This window comes from Nocardia bhagyanarayanae (genome assembly GCF_006716565.1).
GTDB lineage: Bacteria > Actinomycetota > Actinomycetes > Mycobacteriales > Mycobacteriaceae > Nocardia > Nocardia bhagyanarayanae.
Genome location: NZ_VFPG01000001.1, coordinates 3,472,073 through 3,487,638 on the forward strand (window position 1 = coordinate 3,472,073; position 15,566 = coordinate 3,487,638).

Below are 15,566 nucleotides of genomic sequence, written 5' to 3' on the forward strand. Positions count from 1 at the left end.
ATCCCGTCGTCTCTTTCACTGCTGTTCTGGTCTCCGCAGTCGCATGAGAAATTCCTGGTGGTCGCGGACTTGCTCACCGTCCTCGCCGGTGCGTGCCGGTGCGGCATGCCAGCTGCCATCCGCCTGGAGTACCCAGCAGCGGGTGGTGGGATACAGGGCAGAGTCGAAGACACCGCCCAACTGCTCGCACAGCTTCGGATCCTTCACCTGGGCCATCACCTCGACCCGGCGGTCCAGGTTGCGGTGCATCATGTCGGCGCTGCCGATCCAGTACTCGTCCTGGGCCTGGAAGTGCATGATCCGCGAATGCTCGAGGAAGCGGCCGAGGATGGAGCGCACCTCGATGTTGTCGCTCATGCCGGGCACACCGGGGCGCAGCCCGCAGATGCCGCGCACCACGATCTGCACCGGCACGCCCGCTTGCGAGGCGCGGTACAGCGCGTCGATCACCTGCTCGTCCACGATCGCGTTGGCCTTCAACCGGATTCGCGCCTCGGCGCCCTCCAGTGCCAGCTCGGTCTCGCGCTGGATGCGATCGATGATGCCCGCGCGCACGCCCTGCGGAGCGACAAGCAGGTTGCGGTAGTTGGCTTTTCGGGAGTAGCCGGTCAGCGAGTTGAACAGATCTGTGAGGTCGGCGCCGATTTCCGGTGCTGCCGTTAGTAATCCGACGTCCTCGTATAGCCGGGCCGTCTTCGGGTTGTAGTTGCCGGTGCCGATGTGACAGTAGCGGCGGATGGTGGAACCCTCGCGCCGCACCACCAGACACGTCTTGCAGTGCGTCTTCAGACCGATGAGGCCGTACACCACGTGCACGCCCGCCTGCTCCAGCGCCCGTGCCCATTTGATGTTGGCCTGCTCGTCGAAGCGAGCCTTGATCTCCACCAGCGCGACCACCTGCTTGCCCGCCTCGGCCGCGTCGATGAGCGCGTTGACGATGGGGGAGTCGCCGGAGGTGCGGTAGAGGGTCTGCTTGATCGCGAGCACCTGCGGGTCGGCCGCGGCCTGCTCGATGAAGCGCTGCACGCTGGTCGAGAACGAGTCGTACGGGTGGTGCACCAGCACATCGCCCTCGCGCAGCGCCTGGAAGACGTTGCGCGGGGTCTCGCGTTCGCCGAACGCCGGCGGGGTGGCCGGAACGTACGGCGCGTCCTTCAGGTTCGGCCGGTCCACGCCGTACACCTGCCACAGGCAGGACAGGTCCAGCAGGCCGGGCACCTGGATCACGTCGCCGGGATCGACGTCGAGTTCGCGCAACAGCAGATCGAGCATGTGCTCGGTCATGTCGTCGGAGACCTCCAGCCGCACCGGTGATCCGAAGCGGCGGCGAGCCAGCTCGCGCTCGAGCGCCTGCAACAGGTCCTCGTCGCGGTCCTCGTCGACCTCGAAATCGGCGTTGCGGGTGATGCGGAAGGAGTGGTGCTCCACCACGTCCATGCCGGGGAAGAGCAGATCCAGGTGCGCGGCGATGAGCTCTTCCATCGGCAGGAAGGCGGCCACCGGGTTGCCCGGCGAATTGCGCCGGACCCGAACGAAGCGGTCCACGTTGTCGGGGACCTTGACCCTGGCGAAGTGCTCGCCTCCGGTGGCGGAGTCCTTCACCGTCACGGCGAGGTTGAGGCTCAGCCCGCTGATGTAGGGGAACGGGTGCGCCGGATCCACCGCGAGCGGGGTCAGCACCGGGAAGACCTGATCCTGGAAGTAGGCCGAGAGACGCTGGCGCTCATCGTCGTTCAGGTCGCGCCACTCGATGATGGCGATGCCCTCGGCGGTGAGCGCGGGCAGCACCGAATCCAGGAAGGCCCGCGCGTGCCGGTCCGCGATCTCCTGGGCGCGGGCGGCGATCAGTTCCAATTGCTCGCTCGGCGAGCGACCGTCGGCCGAGCGCACCGACAACCCGGTCTCGGCGCGGCGCTTCAGCCCGGCGACCCGGACCATGTAGAACTCGTCGAGGTTGGAGGCGAAGATCGCCAAGAATTTCGCGCGTTCGAGCAACGGCAGCGAGGCGTCCTCGGCGAGCGCCAGCACCCTGGCGTTGAAGTCGAGCCAGCTCAGCTCCCTGTTCAAGTAGCGATCGCGTGGCAACCGCTGCGCCGCCTGCTCGGCCCGCAGCGGAGTCGCGGCGGGCGGAGGCGTGGGAAGCAGCTGCTGTTGCTTGACGGTTTCCGTATCGCTCACGTCACCGATCATCCCCTACGAACCGCGCGGTGTGCAGGTCGACATCGGGATTGCCGGGCGGATCACGCCGTTTCGGCGACCGGCTAGCACACGTGGCGAACGGGTTCGTGAACACGGCAGGACCAGCCGATGTCGCGCAGGACAGCGCGGGTGGCGTCGCCCGCGCCGAGTTCGACGGCCAGGTCGAGATCCGCGGCGGTGTCGACATCGAGGCGCAGCCCGGGCCAGTGGCCGGTGAGATCGGCTGCGCCCGCCGCGATATGCCGTCGCGCGGAGTCGGCGCCGAACCGCGGATCCAGCGGTGCGGCGCCGTCGCGGACGACGAGCGCGGCCGTGCCGGTCCCCGCGTGATCGACGACCACCGCGCGGCGCCCGACGGGCGCGACCGTCAGCATGTCGGCGAGTTCTTCCGTGCGCAGCGCGGGCAGATCGGCTTGCAGCGCCAGCAGTTCGACCGCCCCGTGGCGGCGGCGCAACGCGGCCGCGGCGTCCGACAGCGCCGTGTTCAGCCCGTCGGAGTCGGTGATACGCGGTTCCGGATGGACGTGCGCGCCGAGCCCGTCCGCCAGCTCGGCGACCGCCGGATCCGGGGTGACGACGGTGACCGAACGCACCTGCGGGACGGCGGCGGCGGCCGACACGGTGTCGGCGAGCATGGCGAGCACCAGCCGCGCCCGGTGCTCCGGGCGCAGCCGCTCGGCAAGTCGGCTCTTGGCCAGATCGAGGCTCTTCACCGCGATCACGGCGTGCACGGCGTGCGGGCGCATGGCACCAATCCTTCCATGGCATATTGGGCAGATGACGAGGGCGGCAGTACTTGGTGCGGGATCGTGGGGGACGGCGTTCGCGAAGGTGTTGGCGGACGCCGGAACCGAGGTCACCATCTGGGCGCGGCGCGCCGAGGTGGCCGAGGCGCTCGCCACCGAGCACCGCAACCCCTTCTATCTGCCCGACGTGCAGCTGCCCGCCGTGGCCGCCACCAACGATCCCGAACGGGCGCTCGAAGGCGCGGAGCTCGTCGTGCTGGCCGTGCCGTCCCAATCTTTGCGCGCGAATCTCGAGAGCTGGAAACCCGCGCTGCACACGGCCATCACCGAGCACGACGCGACGCTGCTGAGCCTGGCCAAGGGCATCGAGACCGGCACGCTGCTGCGCATGAGCCAGGTCATCGCGGAGGTGACCGGCACGGAGTCCAGCCGCATCGCGGTGCTGTCCGGACCGAACCTGGCCAAGGAGATCGCCGCTGGGCAGCCCGCCGCCACCGTGATCGCCTGCTCCGACGCCGCGCGCGCCGAGGCCGTCCAGCAGGCCAGCTACACCGGCTATTTCCGGCCGTACACCAACACCGACGTGGTCGGCTGCGAGATCGGCGGCGCCTGCAAGAACGTCATCGCGCTGGCGTGCGGCATCGCCTCCGGCATGGGTCTCGGCGACAACTCCATCGCCAGCCTGATCACCCGCGGCCTCGCCGAGATCATCCGGCTCGGGGTCGCGCTCGGCGCCGAGCCGGTGACGCTCGCGGGCCTGGCCGGTGTCGGCGACCTGGTTGCCACCTGCACCTCGCCGCTGTCGCGCAACCGGTCCTTCGGACACGTGCTCGGCGCGGGCGGATCGATGGAGGCGGCGCAGGAGGCCACCCATGGACAGGTCGCCGAGGGTGTGAAATCGTGCACATCGATCCGCGCCCTCGCCGCCGCGCACGATGTGGAAATGCCGCTCACCAACGCGGTGCACCAGGTGTGCCACGAGGGCCTCTCGGTGCGCGAAGCCGTCGGCAATCTGCTCGGGCGTCGGGTCAAGCCGGAGTGATCGCCGCAGGGTAGCGGTCGCTATGACCACCGCGCAGCGGCCCGGTCCGCGCTCGCGGCGGTGCTCGGTGCGGGTACGGTTCGGTGCATGACGAACCGGATCAGGGTGGCTGTGGTGTTCGGCGGGCGCAGCAATGAGCACGCCGTCTCGTGTCTGTCGGCCGGTAGCGTGCTGCGCAATCTCGATCCGGAGAAGTACGAGGCCGTCCCGATCGGCATCACCACCGAGGGCGCCTGGGTGCTCGGCGGGGCCGAGGTGACCGCGCTGCGCCGCAAGGACGACGAGCTGCCCGCCGTGGACGCCTCCGGCACCGCCCTGACGCTGACCGCGGACCCGCAGCGCGCGGGGTCGCTGGTCGCCCTCGACGATCCCGCCGCCGCGCTCGGCTCGGTCGACGTCGTCTTCCCGATCCTGCACGGCCCGTTCGGCGAGGACGGCACCCTGCAGGGCATGCTCGAGCTCGCGGGCATCCCCTACGTGGGCCCCGGCGTGCTGGCCAGCGCGGCGGGCATGGACAAGGAGTTCACGAAGAAGCTGCTCGCGGCCGACGGCCTGCCGATCGGCACGCAGGTGGTGCTGCGTCCCGGGGTCGCCACGCTGTCCGCGGCCGAGCGGGAGCGGCTCGGGCTTCCGGTGTTCGTCAAGCCCGCGCGCGCCGGTTCCTCGCTCGGCATCACGAAGGTGGACGACTGGAGCGAGCTGGACGCCGCCATCGCGACGGCGCGCGAGCACGATCCGAAGGTGATCGTGGAGTCGGGCATCGTCGGGCGCGAGGTGGAATGCGGCGTGCTGGAATTCCCGGACGGCCGGATCGAGGCCAGCGTGATCGCCGAGATCCGGATGCCCGACGACGACGCGCCCGAGTTCTACGACTTCGACACCAAGTACCTCGACGACGTCTGCGAGTTCGACGTTCCGGCCAAGCTGGACGACGAGGTGGCCGAGCAGATCAGGGAACTGGCGGTTCGCGCCTTCCGCGCGCTCGACTGCCAGGGCCTCGCGCGGGTGGACTTCTTCGTCACCGACCAGGGGCCGGTGATCAACGAGATCAACACGATGCCGGGATTCACCTCGATCTCCATGTACCCCCGCATGTGGGAGGCGACCGGGGTCGAGTACGGCGCGCTGGTCTCGACGTTGATCGAGACCGCGCTGGCTCGCGGGACCGGCCTGCGCTGAGCGCCCTCGTCGGCTTCCGACGGCACCAGTCGGCCCGCGGATCTCTGTCGACCGAAGGTGACCTTCAGCGCGTCAGACGGACCGAATGTCACCTTCGTTCGGTACATGTCCGTAGGCGGGAATCGACCGAAGGTTGCCTTCGGTCGGGCTGGGTGGCTGACGGTCGCCTTCAGTCGTCAGCCGGTGGCGGTCAGTTCGGCAGCGGGCCCGGGTCGAGCGGCTTGGCGGGCAGGTTCGCGGTGATGGTGTCGGAGACCTCTTGCAGCGGGGTCGGTCCGGAACCGTCCGGCACCGTCAGCGCGATGTAGGTCTCGCGGTCGACGGCGAACCAGGTGCTCGCCTTGGCGGCGTCGTCGCGCGCCTCGAACCACTGCACGTCGTTGACGATCTGGAGCGGTGACGCGCGGTGGAATTCGAGCGGCCGGTCCAGGCCGCAGCGCAGCACGATGGCGTCCCCGCCGTCCGGGCGCTGCCAGGCGCGGGTGGCGGGCGGAGCGGGTTCGACCAGGGTCGACTTGGTGAACTCGCCGAGATCGGCGGGCAACGCGGGAAGCAGCTTGGTGCAGGCCTCGCCGGTAGCGGCGGGTGCGGGCACGGGGCCGAGTACCAGCGGCTCGCGTTCCGTGGGGAGACGGCGGGCGAGTACGGCGGCGACGAGGACCGCGACCACGAGGACGACCGGCAGGGCGACCGCGGTCGCGATCAATGCCGGGGGGTACGGGCGGGATTCGTCGCTCTCGGATTTCGCAGCGTCGCGGGCTTTTTCGGCCGCGCCGGGCTCTTCGTCGGTCTTGGCGTCGGACTCACCGCTGGCCCTGCGGGGTCCGTCGGTATCGGGCGTCTCTGGCTGGTCGGTGGCGCGAGACTGCCCGGTGGTCTCGGACTTGTCGTCGGCGGGAGACTGGCTGGTGGCCTCCGCATCGTCGGCGGCGCGAGATTCCTTGGCAGTTGGGATCTCGGCGGTCGCGGCGGGCTGCTCGGTGGCGCTGATCTTCTCGGCGGGGCCCGGCGTGGTCTCCCCGGCTCCGCCTTTGCAGAGGTCGGTCGGCTTCTGACCCCCGGTCGGTTCCTGCCCTTTCGCCGAGTCGCTGTCCGACGAGTCCGCCGCCATGCGTACCGGTCCTTCCTCTTCGCCCTCGCTGGAGCCGGTCGGCGCGGGTCGCGCGGGCTGCGCCGCGGACCGGCTCGGTGGTCTCGATTGCCCAGCACAGGGTACCGTCGAGCCGATTCCAGCTGGCACTACCTCGGGAAGGGACCGGTCATCAGCGAGAGCGCGGCGCCGCGGACGGTGCGTGAGCTGGGCGAGTTCGCGCTGATCGAGCGCATCAACGCCCGCAGGGTGCAGGCGCCCGCCGTGCTGCTCGGCCCCGGCGACGACGCGGCGCTGGTCGCCGCGCCCGACGGCCGCTTCGTGGTGACCACCGACATGCTGGTCGAGGGGCGGCACTTCCGGCGCGACTGGTCGAGTCCCCGCGAGATCGGCCGCAAGGCGATCGCGCAGAACGCCGCCGACGTGGTCGCCATGGGCGCGGCGCCGACGGCCTTCGTCGTGGCACTCGGCTGCCCAGCGGAGACGCCCGTCGACGTCGTCGACGATCTGGCCGACGGCATGTGGGCGGAGGCGGCGCGCGCGGGCGGCTCGATCGCGGGCGGTGACCTGGTGCGCAGCCCAGAACTGGTCATCTCGGTCACCGCGTTCGGCGACCTGCGCGGGCACGCGCCGATCACCAGAGCCGGTGCGCGCGTGGACGATACGGTGGCGGTGGCCGGTCGGCTGGGTTGGTCCGCCGCGGGGCTCGCCGCGCTCATCGCGGGCGCCGACGCCGAGGAGTTCGCGGAAGCCCTTGCCGCGCATCGGGTCCCGCAACCGCCGTACGAGGTGGTGCTCGGATCGTCCTGGCGGGCTGGGCACTCGCTCACCGATGTCTCCGACGGACTGCTCGCCGATCTCGGCCACATCGCCGAGGCCTCCGGCGTCGGGATCGATCTCGACGCGGCCGCGCTGTGCGACCCCGCACTGGACGCGCTGGCCCGCCGACTGGATGCCGATGCGGCGCAATGGATTCTGGCCGGAGGCGAGGATCACGCCTTCGCGGGAACCTGGCCGAGGGGCGCTGAGCTGCCGGAAGGCTGGCGCGCGATCGGCCGGGTGACGGCCGGCTCGGGGGTCACCGTGGGCGGCGCGCGGCACGAGGGCGGCAACGGTTGGGAATCGTTCCGTGGGGCGGACTCTGCGCCCGGCCCCGGCCCACGATAGGTTGTGCGGTCATGGGCGCGAAACCACTGTCGGAAATCATGGATCCGGGCTGGGCACAGGCCTTGGAACCGGTCGCGGACCGGATCAGGGAAATGGGCGAGTTCCTGCGGGTCGAGAACGCCGAAGGCCGCGGCTACCTGCCCGCGGGCGAGAACGTGCTACGCGCCTTCCAGCGACCGTTCGACAAGGTCCGCGTGCTGATCGTCGGCCAGGATCCGTACCCGACGCCCGGTCACCCCATGGGCCTGAGTTTCTCTGTGGCGCCGGACGTTTCGCCGGTGCCGCGCAGTCTCGCCAACATCTTCGCCGAGCTGCACAAGGACCTCGGCCACCCGACGCCCTCCTGCGGTGATCTGAGCCCGTGGTCGGACCAGGGTGTGCTGCTGCTCAATCGCGTGCTCACCGTCTCGCCCGGCAAGCCCGCCTCGCACCGCGGCAAGGGCTGGGAGGCGGTCACCGAGCAGGCCATTCGCGCGCTGGTCGCGCGGGACGAGCCGCTGGTGGCGATCCTCTGGGGACGCGACGCCTCGACGCTGAAGCCGCTGCTGAGCGAGGCCGAGGTGCCCTACATCGAGTCCGCGCACCCCTCGCCGCTGTCCGCGTCCCGCGGCTTCTTCGGCTCGCGTCCGTTCTCGCGGGTCAACGAGCTGCTCGACGAACTGGGCGCCGAACCCGTCGACTGGCGCCTGCCCTGATCACCCTGTACGCCCGGCCCGCCGGGAACGAGCACCACCCGCACCACTGTACGAACACCAGATGAGGAGCACTGCAATGCAGCACAACACCGTTCGCGGCGCCCTGCGCGGCACCACCGCCACGCTGGCCATGGCCGCCGCCATCGCGGGCGCGACGTCGGCGGCGACCGCCGCGCCGCTTCCGCTGGAGCCCGCCACGGCGACCAGCGAGACCGCACCGGTGGCCGAGGAGTTCACCTCGACCGGCTCCTCCACCATCTCCGCCTCGGTGAACGCGAAGGTCGCGTGCCTGTTCCAGCGCACCTTCAGCGCCATGCGCCTGGACTGCTGAGCGTCTCGTTCACCGAGGCTCACGACGAGACGTACGCGTCCTGTGCGATGCTCAGATCGTGAGTAATGCGAACAATCTTGTCGAGCCTACTCCGCGCAGCCAGACGCAGTCTGTCGATAGCTCCGCGCATGGCCGCAGCGGAGGCGGAGGTACGCCCACCCGGCTGCGGTTGCGCGGTTCGGGTGGGCTCGAGCTCGCTGCCGACCAGTTCGGCCCGGTCGACGGCCCGCTCGTCGTCTTTCTGCACGGCGGCGGACAGACCAGGCACTCGTGGAAGCAGACCGGCGCGAAGCTGGCCGCGGCCGGGATGCGAGTGGTCACCCTGGACGCGCGCGGCCACGGTGACAGCCAGTGGTCGCCGGACCGCGATTACACGCGCGAGACGATGGTCGCGGACCTGACGCTCGTGCTGGAACAGCTGGACGCCGCGAGCGCGCCGGGCGGTGGCGCGGTCGTGGTCGGCGCGAGCATGGGCGGCATCACCGGCCTGCTGACCACGGCGACGCCGGGCGGTGCGTCGATCCGCGCTCTGGTCCTCGTCGACATCGTCACCCGGCCCGAGCCCGAGGGTGTCGCCAGGGTCATCGACTTCCTCAGCAAGCACCGCGACGGTTTCGACACTCTCGACCAAGTCGCCGACGCGGTCGCCGAGTACCTGCCGCACCGGCCGCGGCCGGCGAACACCGACGGCCTGCGGCGCAATCTGCGCCAGCGTGACGGCCGCTGGTACTGGCACTGGGACCCGGACATGCTGCGCGACCGCGTCGAGGATCCGAGCGCGATGATCGAGCAGATGGAAGCCGCGGCGAGCGCCTTGCGCATTCCGGTGCTGCTGGTGCGCGGCATGCAGTCCGACGTCGTCAGCGCCGAGGGCGCGGCGGCGTTCCAGGCGCTGGTGCCGCACGCCGAGATCGTCGAGATCGGCGGTGCGGCCCACACCGCGGCCGGTGACGACAACGACTCGTTCACCGACGCGGTCGCGAAGTTCGTGGTGGAGAACCTGAAGTAGGTCAGGCCGGGTTGCGGTAGTCGGGCTTGCGCTTCGCGACGAACGCGTCCACGCCTTCCCTGCCGGTACGGCTGTTCGCCGCCGCGGCGATGAAATCGCGCTCCAAGTCCAGCTGTTCGCTCAGCGATGCTGAATTCGAATGTGCCAGCAGCGATTTGATGCTGGCGTAGGTGGAGCGCGGCCCGCGCGCCAGTTCCTGTGCGAGCGCGATCGTCTCGGCCCGCACGTCGGCGTCGGCCACCAGGCGGCTGAGGATGCCGAGCCGCACGGCCTCGTCCGCGTCCAGGACGGCGTCGGTGAGCAGGATCTCGGCGGCGCGCCCTGCGCCGACGATGCGCGGCAGCGTCCACGACATGCCGCCGTCGGGGCTCAGGCCGATGCCCGGATAGGCGGGGCGGAGCTTGGTGGACGGACCGCCGAGGGCGATGTCGGCGGCGCAGACCAGGCTCATGCCCGCGCCCGCCGCCCAGCCCTGTACCGCGGCGAGTACTGGAACGCGGGTCTTGTCGAGCGCGCGCACGAACGCGTGCAGATCCGTCGCCAAGCCGTGGATGTGGGCGGCGCGGTCCTCGGCGGCGGCGAAGCCGCGCACATTGCCGCCCGCGCAGAAGTTCGCGCCCGATCCGATGAGTACGACCGCGCCGATCTCCGGGCCGAGGTCGGTCAGCGCCGCGGTGCCCGCGGTGATTCCGGCGAAATCCATCGAGGTGCCGTTGGCGGCGGTGGCGATCGTGATCTGGAGGACGCCGTCGGTGGTCGTGACGTACTCGGTCTGCGCGGTGGAGGTCATGAGGGGAACCCTATCGTTTGCTCGGGTCCGGCCTCGACGCTCGTTCCCGCTACCGGGTGGTTTCGGTCGCGCGCGCCGGTCGCACCATCCGCAGCTGCATGGCGATGGTGAAGTCCTCGACCTTGCGCGCGCCCTCCGGCGCGAAACCGTGCTTGCGGTAGAAGGCCTGGGCGCGCGGGTTGTCCTCGAACACCCACAGCGAGCACGACAGCTCGGGCGCGACGGCGGTGTCGAGCAGTTCGCGAGCCAGGCCTGTGCCGTACCAGTCGGCGCGCACGTACAGGGCGTCGAGTTCGAGCGGCGCGACGGGCACCCGGTCGCGTGGCGGGCCCGCATGTGCGAAACCGACGACGAGACTCCCGACGACGGCCACGTGCGTGCGGTCGGGATGCGCGATGCGGACACGCTCGAAAGCTTCGGCCCGCCGGTCCACGTCGAAGGCGTCGAGGACGTGATCGGGAACCAGGCCGCGGTAGGCCTCACGCCAGCAGGCGATATGGCATTCGGCCAGGCCGCGGACATGTTCGGCGGCGAGTGGCGTGATCCGCCACGCTCGCGTGCTCAGCTCGGCCATGCGCTGCCTCCGGATCGTAATCTCGGAACGCCTACCGACGACGACGCCCCGGCACACCCTTGTCGGGCGCCGGGGCGTATGTCTTGGTGCTGATCGACCGGCGGCCGAATCAGCCGCGAACGACCTTGCCCGCCTTCAGGCAGGAGGTGCACACGTTCATGCGGCGGGTGTTGCCCGGGGCAACCTGCGCGCGCACGGTCTGGATGTTCGGGTTCCAGCGACGGTTGGTGCGCCGGTGCGAGTGCGAGACCGACTTCCCGAAGCCGGGGCCCTTGGCGCAGACGTCGCAGACGGCAGCCATAGTCGCGAACTCCTTCATGTCATGTGGGGACCGCCGCACAACGATGCGGCATGTCCGGAAACAATGTCGTGATGTGCCCTGCCGACTGACGTCGACCAGCGCAGGCCAGCTTCAGGCCGCACGAGCAACCCAGCAAGGGTAGCCAATGCCGCACCGATCCGCCAAACCGGGACCCGGTCGGACGGGCCGTCCCGGCCGTCGAACACCCCGACAGCATACCGATTCGGTGTCACGCGGCCGCTGTCGGTATCGCCAGCTAACCTGGCGGACGGCGGTGATGTGCGGGCGGTGCGAAGGGAGCGAGGTGACGGTGCCGGGGCAGCGGGAGGAGATCGACGGCGCGGCGCTGCGGGACTGGAGCCGCCTCTGTCTGGACGGTCTCGAAGAGCGACGCGCGGAGATCAACGCGCTCAATGTCTTCCCCATCGCCGACGCCGACACCGGGACCAACCTGCTCGCCACCATGCGCGCGGCGGTCCGAGCCGCCGACGCGGCGCCGGACGAAACGAGCGCGAACCGGGTCGCCGCCGCCTTGGCGCGCGGCGCCACCGTGGGCGCGCGGGGGAACAGCGGCATTCTCCTCTCGCAGGTGCTGCGCGGCATCGCGGAAGCGACGACGGACGGGCCGCTCACCGCCGCGACGCTGCGTTCCGCCCTGCGCCGCGCCGCCGCGCTTGTCCGCGAATCGTTGAGCGACCCGGTCGAAGGCACCCTGCTCACCGTGCTGGAGTGCGCCGCCGACTGCGCGGTGAACTGCCCCGAGGACACGCTCGCCGAGGTCGCCGTCGCGGCCGCCGACGGCGCGGCCAAGGCGCTCGGCGACACCCCATCCCAGCTCGGCGTGCTACGGGCGGCCGGTGTGGTGGACGCGGGGGCGCGCGGGTTGGTGGTGCTGCTGGACGCGCTGGTCGCCGTCACCCTCGGCGACACGCCGACCAGACCCGACTACTTGCCGGGTGAATTCGCCACGGCGGCAGGCGGTTCGGACGATGCCACGGAGGTCGACGGCGCGCACTTCGAGGTCATGTACCTGCTCACCGACACCGACCTGGCGCGCGTTACCCGCCTGCGCGAGCGCCTCGCCGAACTCGGTGATTCCGTGGTCGTGGTGGGCGACGGCAGTGGAAATTGGTCCGCGCACGTGCACTGCGCCGACGCGGGCGCGGCCGTGGAAGCCGGACTCGCGGCGGGGGTCGTGCGCGATATCCGCATCGAAAGCTTCGCCATCACGGCACCCATCGGCCGCGATCACCTCGAAGCGCCGCGGTCCGATGAGAACCACGCCGATCGAGCCAGCGCCGATGGATCCGATGAGAACCACGCCGATCGGGCGTGCGCCGATCGGTTCCGGTCCGATGAGAACCACGCCGGTCGGACGCGCGCCGATCGGTCCTGGACCGGCGAGAGCCACATCGATCGGCCCCGCGCTGATCGGTCCCGGAGCGGCGACAGTCACGCCGATCGGGGCCCGGCCGATCGCGGTGTGCTCGCCGTCGCCGCTGGATCCGGCGCCGCGGCGCTGTTCGAGGCCGCTGGCGCGGTGGTGCTCGACGCGCACCCGGTGACCTCGGCCGCGCTGCTCACCGCGATCCGGCGGATGCCGCACCGCGAGGTGCTGGTCCTACCCAACGGCGCGCTGCCCGCGCACGAACTGGTCGCCGTCGGTGTCGCCGCGCGCGACGCGCACCGCGACGTACTGCTGCTGCCGAGCGGTTCCATGGTGCAGGGCCTGGCGGCGCTGGCGGTGCACGATCGCGGCCGGATCGCCGTGGACGACGCGTTCGCGATGTCGGAGGCGGCCGCGGCCACCCGGTGGGGTTCGCTGCGCGCGGCCACCGAGCGCGCGCTGACCATGGTCGGCACCTGCGAGCCGGGCGACGGGCTCGGCCTGGTCGGCCACGACGTGGTGGTGATCGACAGCGACGTGCGCGGCGCGGCGCTGACACTGCTGGACCGGATGCTCGGCCTCGGCGGCGAATTGGTCACCCTGCTGATGGGCGTGGACGCGCCCGCCGGGCTGGCCGAGGAGTTGAGCGCGCACATCGCACGAGGCTTCCCCGGCGTCGAGGTCGCGGTGTATTCCGGTGGCCAGCAAGGGGATCTGGCGCAGATCGGGGTGGAATGAGCGAACGTAGCACGAGGGTGGAGACATGGCGACACTGAGCGATCGGCTGGACCACATCCTGGGTGCGAAGGCCGCGGATTCGCTGTCCGACGCCTTCGACATGCACACCGTCGAGGACCTGTTGCGGCACTACCCGTTGCGCTACGCCACCCAGGGCCAGCCGCTCACCGAGGAAGCGCCCGAGGACGGTTCGCACATCACCGTCATCGGCCGGATCACCAAGACCGAGCTCAAGCCGATGCGAAACCGGCGCGGGTCGCTGCTCAAGGTCTTGCTCGACACCGGGTCGGGACGCCCGGTCGACGTCACGTTCTTCAACGGCGACAAGGTGAAATACGTTGTCAAAGAAGGACTTCGGGCGATGATGTCGGGCACGGTGAGCTACTGGCGCCCCGGCAGCTGGAACCTCAGCCATCCCGGCTACCTGATCCTGCCCGAGACCGAGGACGATTCGGTCGGCACCTTCACCAAGGTGCGCGGCGGCGGCGATCTGCGCGGTCTGGCGCAGAGCGCGAAAGGCGCCGGGGGAGTGGATGTCTCGTTCATGGAGCGCGAGTTCATCCCGGTGTACCCGGCCACCGCGAAGGTGCAGAGCTGGGACCTGCTCGCTTGCGTGCGCCAAGTGCTCGAACAGCTCGACCCGATCGACGATCCGCTGCCGGAGGACATCCGCGAGGACCGCGCCCTCATGCCGGTCTCCGACGCGCTGCGGCTGATCCATCTGCCGGAGCGCAAAGCCGATATCGACCGCGCCAAGGACCGGCTGCGCTTCGACGAGGCGCTGGCGCTGCAACTCGTGCTCGCCGAGCGGCGCCACGAGGTCGCCGGCCGGGTCGCGCGGCCCTGCCCGCCGCGCACCGACGGCATCGCCGCGGCCTTCGACCGGCAACTGCCCTTCGAGCTCACCGCCGGTCAGCGGCAGGTGATCTCGGAGATCTCCGCCGACCTCGGCCGCACTCAGCCGATGCACCGGCTGCTGCAAGGCGAGGTCGGCTCGGGCAAGACGATCGTCGCGCTGCACGCCATGCTCCAGGTGGTCGACGCCGGTCAGCAGTGCGCGCTGCTCGCGCCGACGGAAGTCCTTGCCGCCCAGCACTATCGGTCGCTGCGCGGGATGCTGGGTGAGCTGGGCGCCGCGGGTGAGCTCGGCGCGGCGGAGCAGTCCACCCGGGTGGTGCTGGTGACCGGCTCGATGTCGGCCGCGGCGAAGAAGTCCGCGCTGCTCGAGGCCGTCACGGGCGAGGCGGGCATCGTGATCGGCACGCACGCGCTGATCCAGGACAACGTCGAGTTCTTCGATCTCGGCATGGTGGTGGTCGACGAACAGCACCGCTTCGGCGTCGAACAGCGGGACGCGTTGCGCGCCAAGGCGAAAGCCGGGTCCAGCCCGCACCTGCTCGTGATGACCGCGACCCCGATTCCGCGCACCATCGCCATGACCACCCTCGGCGATCTGGAGACCTCCACCCTCACCGAGCTGCCCCGCGGCCGCTCGCCCATCACCTCGAAAGTCGTTCCGCGCAAACTGCATCCGAACTGGGTCGACCGGGCCTGGGAACGCATTCTCGAAGAGGTGAAAGAGGGCCGCCAAGCGTACGTGGTGTGCTCGCGCATCGGCGACGACGAGGAGAACGGCGGCTCCGGCAAGGGCCGCGGTCGCGGGAAGGCGGCCGAGGAGAAGGAGGGACCGACGACCCAGGCCGTCGTCGACGTCTTCGACATGCTGCGCGCCGGTCCGATGGCGGGCATCCGGGTCGGCCTGCTGCACGGCAGGCTGCCCTCGGACGAGAAGGACCAGGTCATGCGCGCCTTCAACGACGCGGAGATCGATGTGCTGGTGTGCACGACGGTCGTCGAGGTCGGCGTCGACGTGCCGAACGCGACGGTGATGGTGATCGTGGACGCCGACCGGTTCGGCGTCAGCCAGCTGCACCAGCTGCGCGGGCGGATCGGTCGCGGCAAGCACCCGGGCCTGTGCCTGCTCGTCACCGACGCCGCGCCCGGCGGTTCGGCAATGACCCGGCTGGAGGCGGTGGCCGCCACGACCGACGGTTTCGAACTCGCCGTGCTCGATCTGCGCCAGCGCCGCGAGGGCGACGTGCTCGGCGCGGCCCAATCCGGCACGGCAAGTTCGCTCAAGCTGCTCTCCCTGCTCGACGATCTCGAAGTCATCACCGCGGCACAGGATTTGGCCAGGCAACTGGTCGAGGCCGATCCCGGTCTCCGCGAGCACCCGGGCTTGGCGGGCATGATGCACGCCGCCGTCGACGGTGAGCGGCTGGAGTATCTGGCCAAGTCTTGACGCGAACGAGGGACGG

Annotated in this window: 14 protein-coding genes; 8 read left to right on the plus strand and 6 right to left on the minus strand. The window is 70.6% G+C overall.

All coding sequences use genetic code 11. The features are described 5' to 3' along the window. Nucleotides 1-15 precede the first annotated feature (15 nt). Both FB390_RS14660 and cofC read right to left on the minus strand, forming a co-directional pair. Nucleotides 16-2,190 carry an RNA degradosome polyphosphate kinase gene (locus FB390_RS14660; RefSeq protein ID WP_141809453.1) on the minus strand — a complete coding sequence of 725 codons (2,175 nt, stop codon included), beginning with the start codon at nt 2,188-2,190 and terminating at the stop codon, nt 16-18. Between the two features lie 71 nt (nt 2,191-2,261). Continuing rightward, nucleotides 2,262-2,945: a 2-phospho-L-lactate guanylyltransferase gene (cofC, locus tag FB390_RS14665; protein WP_141809454.1), complete on the minus strand. Its 684-nt coding sequence runs from the start codon at nt 2,943-2,945 to the stop codon at nt 2,262-2,264. A gap of 31 nt (nt 2,946-2,976) precedes the next feature. On the opposite strand from cofC, the gene FB390_RS14670 reads away from it, so the two are divergent. Further along, nucleotides 2,977-3,987 (plus strand): NAD(P)H-dependent glycerol-3-phosphate dehydrogenase, encoded by a 1,011-nt coding sequence (locus FB390_RS14670; RefSeq protein ID WP_141809455.1) that lies wholly within the window; start codon nt 2,977-2,979, stop codon nt 3,985-3,987. An 87-nt stretch (nt 3,988-4,074) separates the two neighbouring features. Continuing rightward, nucleotides 4,075-5,166 carry a D-alanine--D-alanine ligase family protein gene (locus FB390_RS14675; protein ID WP_141809456.1) on the plus strand — a complete coding sequence of 364 codons (1,092 nt, stop codon included), beginning with the start codon at nt 4,075-4,077 and terminating at the stop codon, nt 5,164-5,166. 190 nt (nt 5,167-5,356) lie between these two features. Here FB390_RS14675 and FB390_RS14680 read toward each other — a convergent pair whose 3' ends face one another. After that, on the minus strand, nt 5,357-6,277 hold the full coding sequence (locus tag FB390_RS14680; protein WP_141809457.1) for a DUF3515 domain-containing protein: 921 nt from the start codon (nt 6,275-6,277) through the stop codon (nt 5,357-5,359). A 150-nt stretch (nt 6,278-6,427) separates the two neighbouring features. On the opposite strand from FB390_RS14680, the gene FB390_RS14685 reads away from it, so the two are divergent. From FB390_RS14685 to FB390_RS14700, 4 genes are all read left to right on the plus strand, one after another. Further along, the gene (locus FB390_RS14685; protein ID WP_281292419.1) at nt 6,428-7,423 is read left to right on the plus strand and encodes a thiamine-phosphate kinase; all 996 of its coding nucleotides are present in this window, start codon (nt 6,428-6,430) and stop codon (nt 7,421-7,423) included. A gap of 11 nt (nt 7,424-7,434) precedes the next feature. Continuing rightward, complete coding sequence (locus tag FB390_RS14690) at nt 7,435-8,118, plus strand: uracil-DNA glycosylase (protein ID WP_141809458.1); 684 nt, start codon at nt 7,435-7,437, stop codon at nt 8,116-8,118. Between the two features lie 61 nt (nt 8,119-8,179). Then, a complete protein-coding gene (locus FB390_RS14695) occupies nt 8,180-8,449 on the plus strand; it encodes a hypothetical protein (RefSeq protein ID WP_246124025.1) in 270 nt (89 codons plus the stop codon). A gap of 169 nt (nt 8,450-8,618) precedes the next feature. Continuing rightward, nucleotides 8,619-9,458 (plus strand): alpha/beta fold hydrolase, encoded by an 840-nt coding sequence (locus FB390_RS14700; protein ID WP_425465865.1) that lies wholly within the window; start codon nt 8,619-8,621, stop codon nt 9,456-9,458. Nucleotide 9,459: 1 nt separating this feature from the next. Here the strand turns inward: FB390_RS14700 and FB390_RS14705 are convergent, their stop codons facing one another. From FB390_RS14705 to rpmB, 3 genes are all read right to left on the minus strand, one after another. Beyond that, a complete protein-coding gene (locus FB390_RS14705; protein WP_141809459.1) occupies nt 9,460-10,248 on the minus strand; it encodes an enoyl-CoA hydratase/isomerase family protein in 789 nt (262 codons plus the stop codon). 49 nt (nt 10,249-10,297) lie between these two features. Next, complete coding sequence (locus FB390_RS14710; protein ID WP_246124026.1) at nt 10,298-10,822, minus strand: GNAT family N-acetyltransferase; 525 nt, start codon at nt 10,820-10,822, stop codon at nt 10,298-10,300. Nucleotides 10,823-10,931: 109 nt separating this feature from the next. After that, on the minus strand, nt 10,932-11,123 hold the full coding sequence (gene rpmB / locus FB390_RS14715; RefSeq protein WP_011210730.1) for a 50S ribosomal protein L28: 192 nt from the start codon (nt 11,121-11,123) through the stop codon (nt 10,932-10,934). A 277-nt stretch (nt 11,124-11,400) separates the two neighbouring features. Between rpmB and FB390_RS14720 the strand changes: the two genes are divergently transcribed. Together FB390_RS14720 and recG are read left to right on the plus strand one after the other, a co-directional pair. Then, nucleotides 11,401-13,248 (plus strand): DAK2 domain-containing protein, encoded by a 1,848-nt coding sequence (locus FB390_RS14720; protein WP_141809460.1) that lies wholly within the window; start codon nt 11,401-11,403, stop codon nt 13,246-13,248. A gap of 25 nt (nt 13,249-13,273) precedes the next feature. Beyond that, entirely contained in the window at nt 13,274-15,550 is a 2,277-nt protein-coding gene (gene recG / locus FB390_RS14725; RefSeq protein WP_141809461.1) for an ATP-dependent DNA helicase RecG, read from the plus strand. Nucleotides 15,551-15,566 lie beyond the last annotated feature (16 nt).

Coding starts and splice junctions, on each gene's coding strand:
- FB390_RS14675 (WP_141809456.1), top strand. CDS start 4,075: ATGACGAACCGGATCAGGGTGGCTGTGGTGTTCGGCGGGCGCAGCAAT.
- cofC (WP_141809454.1), bottom strand. CDS start 2,945: ATGCGCCCGCACGCCGTGCACGCCGTGATCGCGGTGAAGAGCCTCGAT.
- FB390_RS14680 (WP_141809457.1), bottom strand. CDS start 6,277: ATGGCGGCGGACTCGTCGGACAGCGACTCGGCGAAAGGGCAGGAACCG.
- FB390_RS14710 (WP_246124026.1), bottom strand. CDS start 10,822: ATGGCCGAGCTGAGCACGCGAGCGTGGCGGATCACGCCACTCGCCGCC.
- FB390_RS14660 (WP_141809453.1), bottom strand. CDS start 2,190: ATGATCGGTGACGTGAGCGATACGGAAACCGTCAAGCAACAGCAGCTG.
- FB390_RS14720 (WP_141809460.1), top strand. CDS start 11,401: ATGTGCGGGCGGTGCGAAGGGAGCGAGGTGACGGTGCCGGGGCAGCGG.
- recG (WP_141809461.1), top strand. CDS start 13,274: ATGGCGACACTGAGCGATCGGCTGGACCACATCCTGGGTGCGAAGGCC.
- FB390_RS14705 (WP_141809459.1), bottom strand. CDS start 10,248: ATGACCTCCACCGCGCAGACCGAGTACGTCACGACCACCGACGGCGTC.
- FB390_RS14690 (WP_141809458.1), top strand. CDS start 7,435: ATGGGCGCGAAACCACTGTCGGAAATCATGGATCCGGGCTGGGCACAG.
- FB390_RS14670 (WP_141809455.1), top strand. CDS start 2,977: ATGACGAGGGCGGCAGTACTTGGTGCGGGATCGTGGGGGACGGCGTTC.
- FB390_RS14695 (WP_246124025.1), top strand. CDS start 8,180: ATGAGGAGCACTGCAATGCAGCACAACACCGTTCGCGGCGCCCTGCGC.
- rpmB (WP_011210730.1), bottom strand. CDS start 11,123: ATGGCTGCCGTCTGCGACGTCTGCGCCAAGGGCCCCGGCTTCGGGAAG.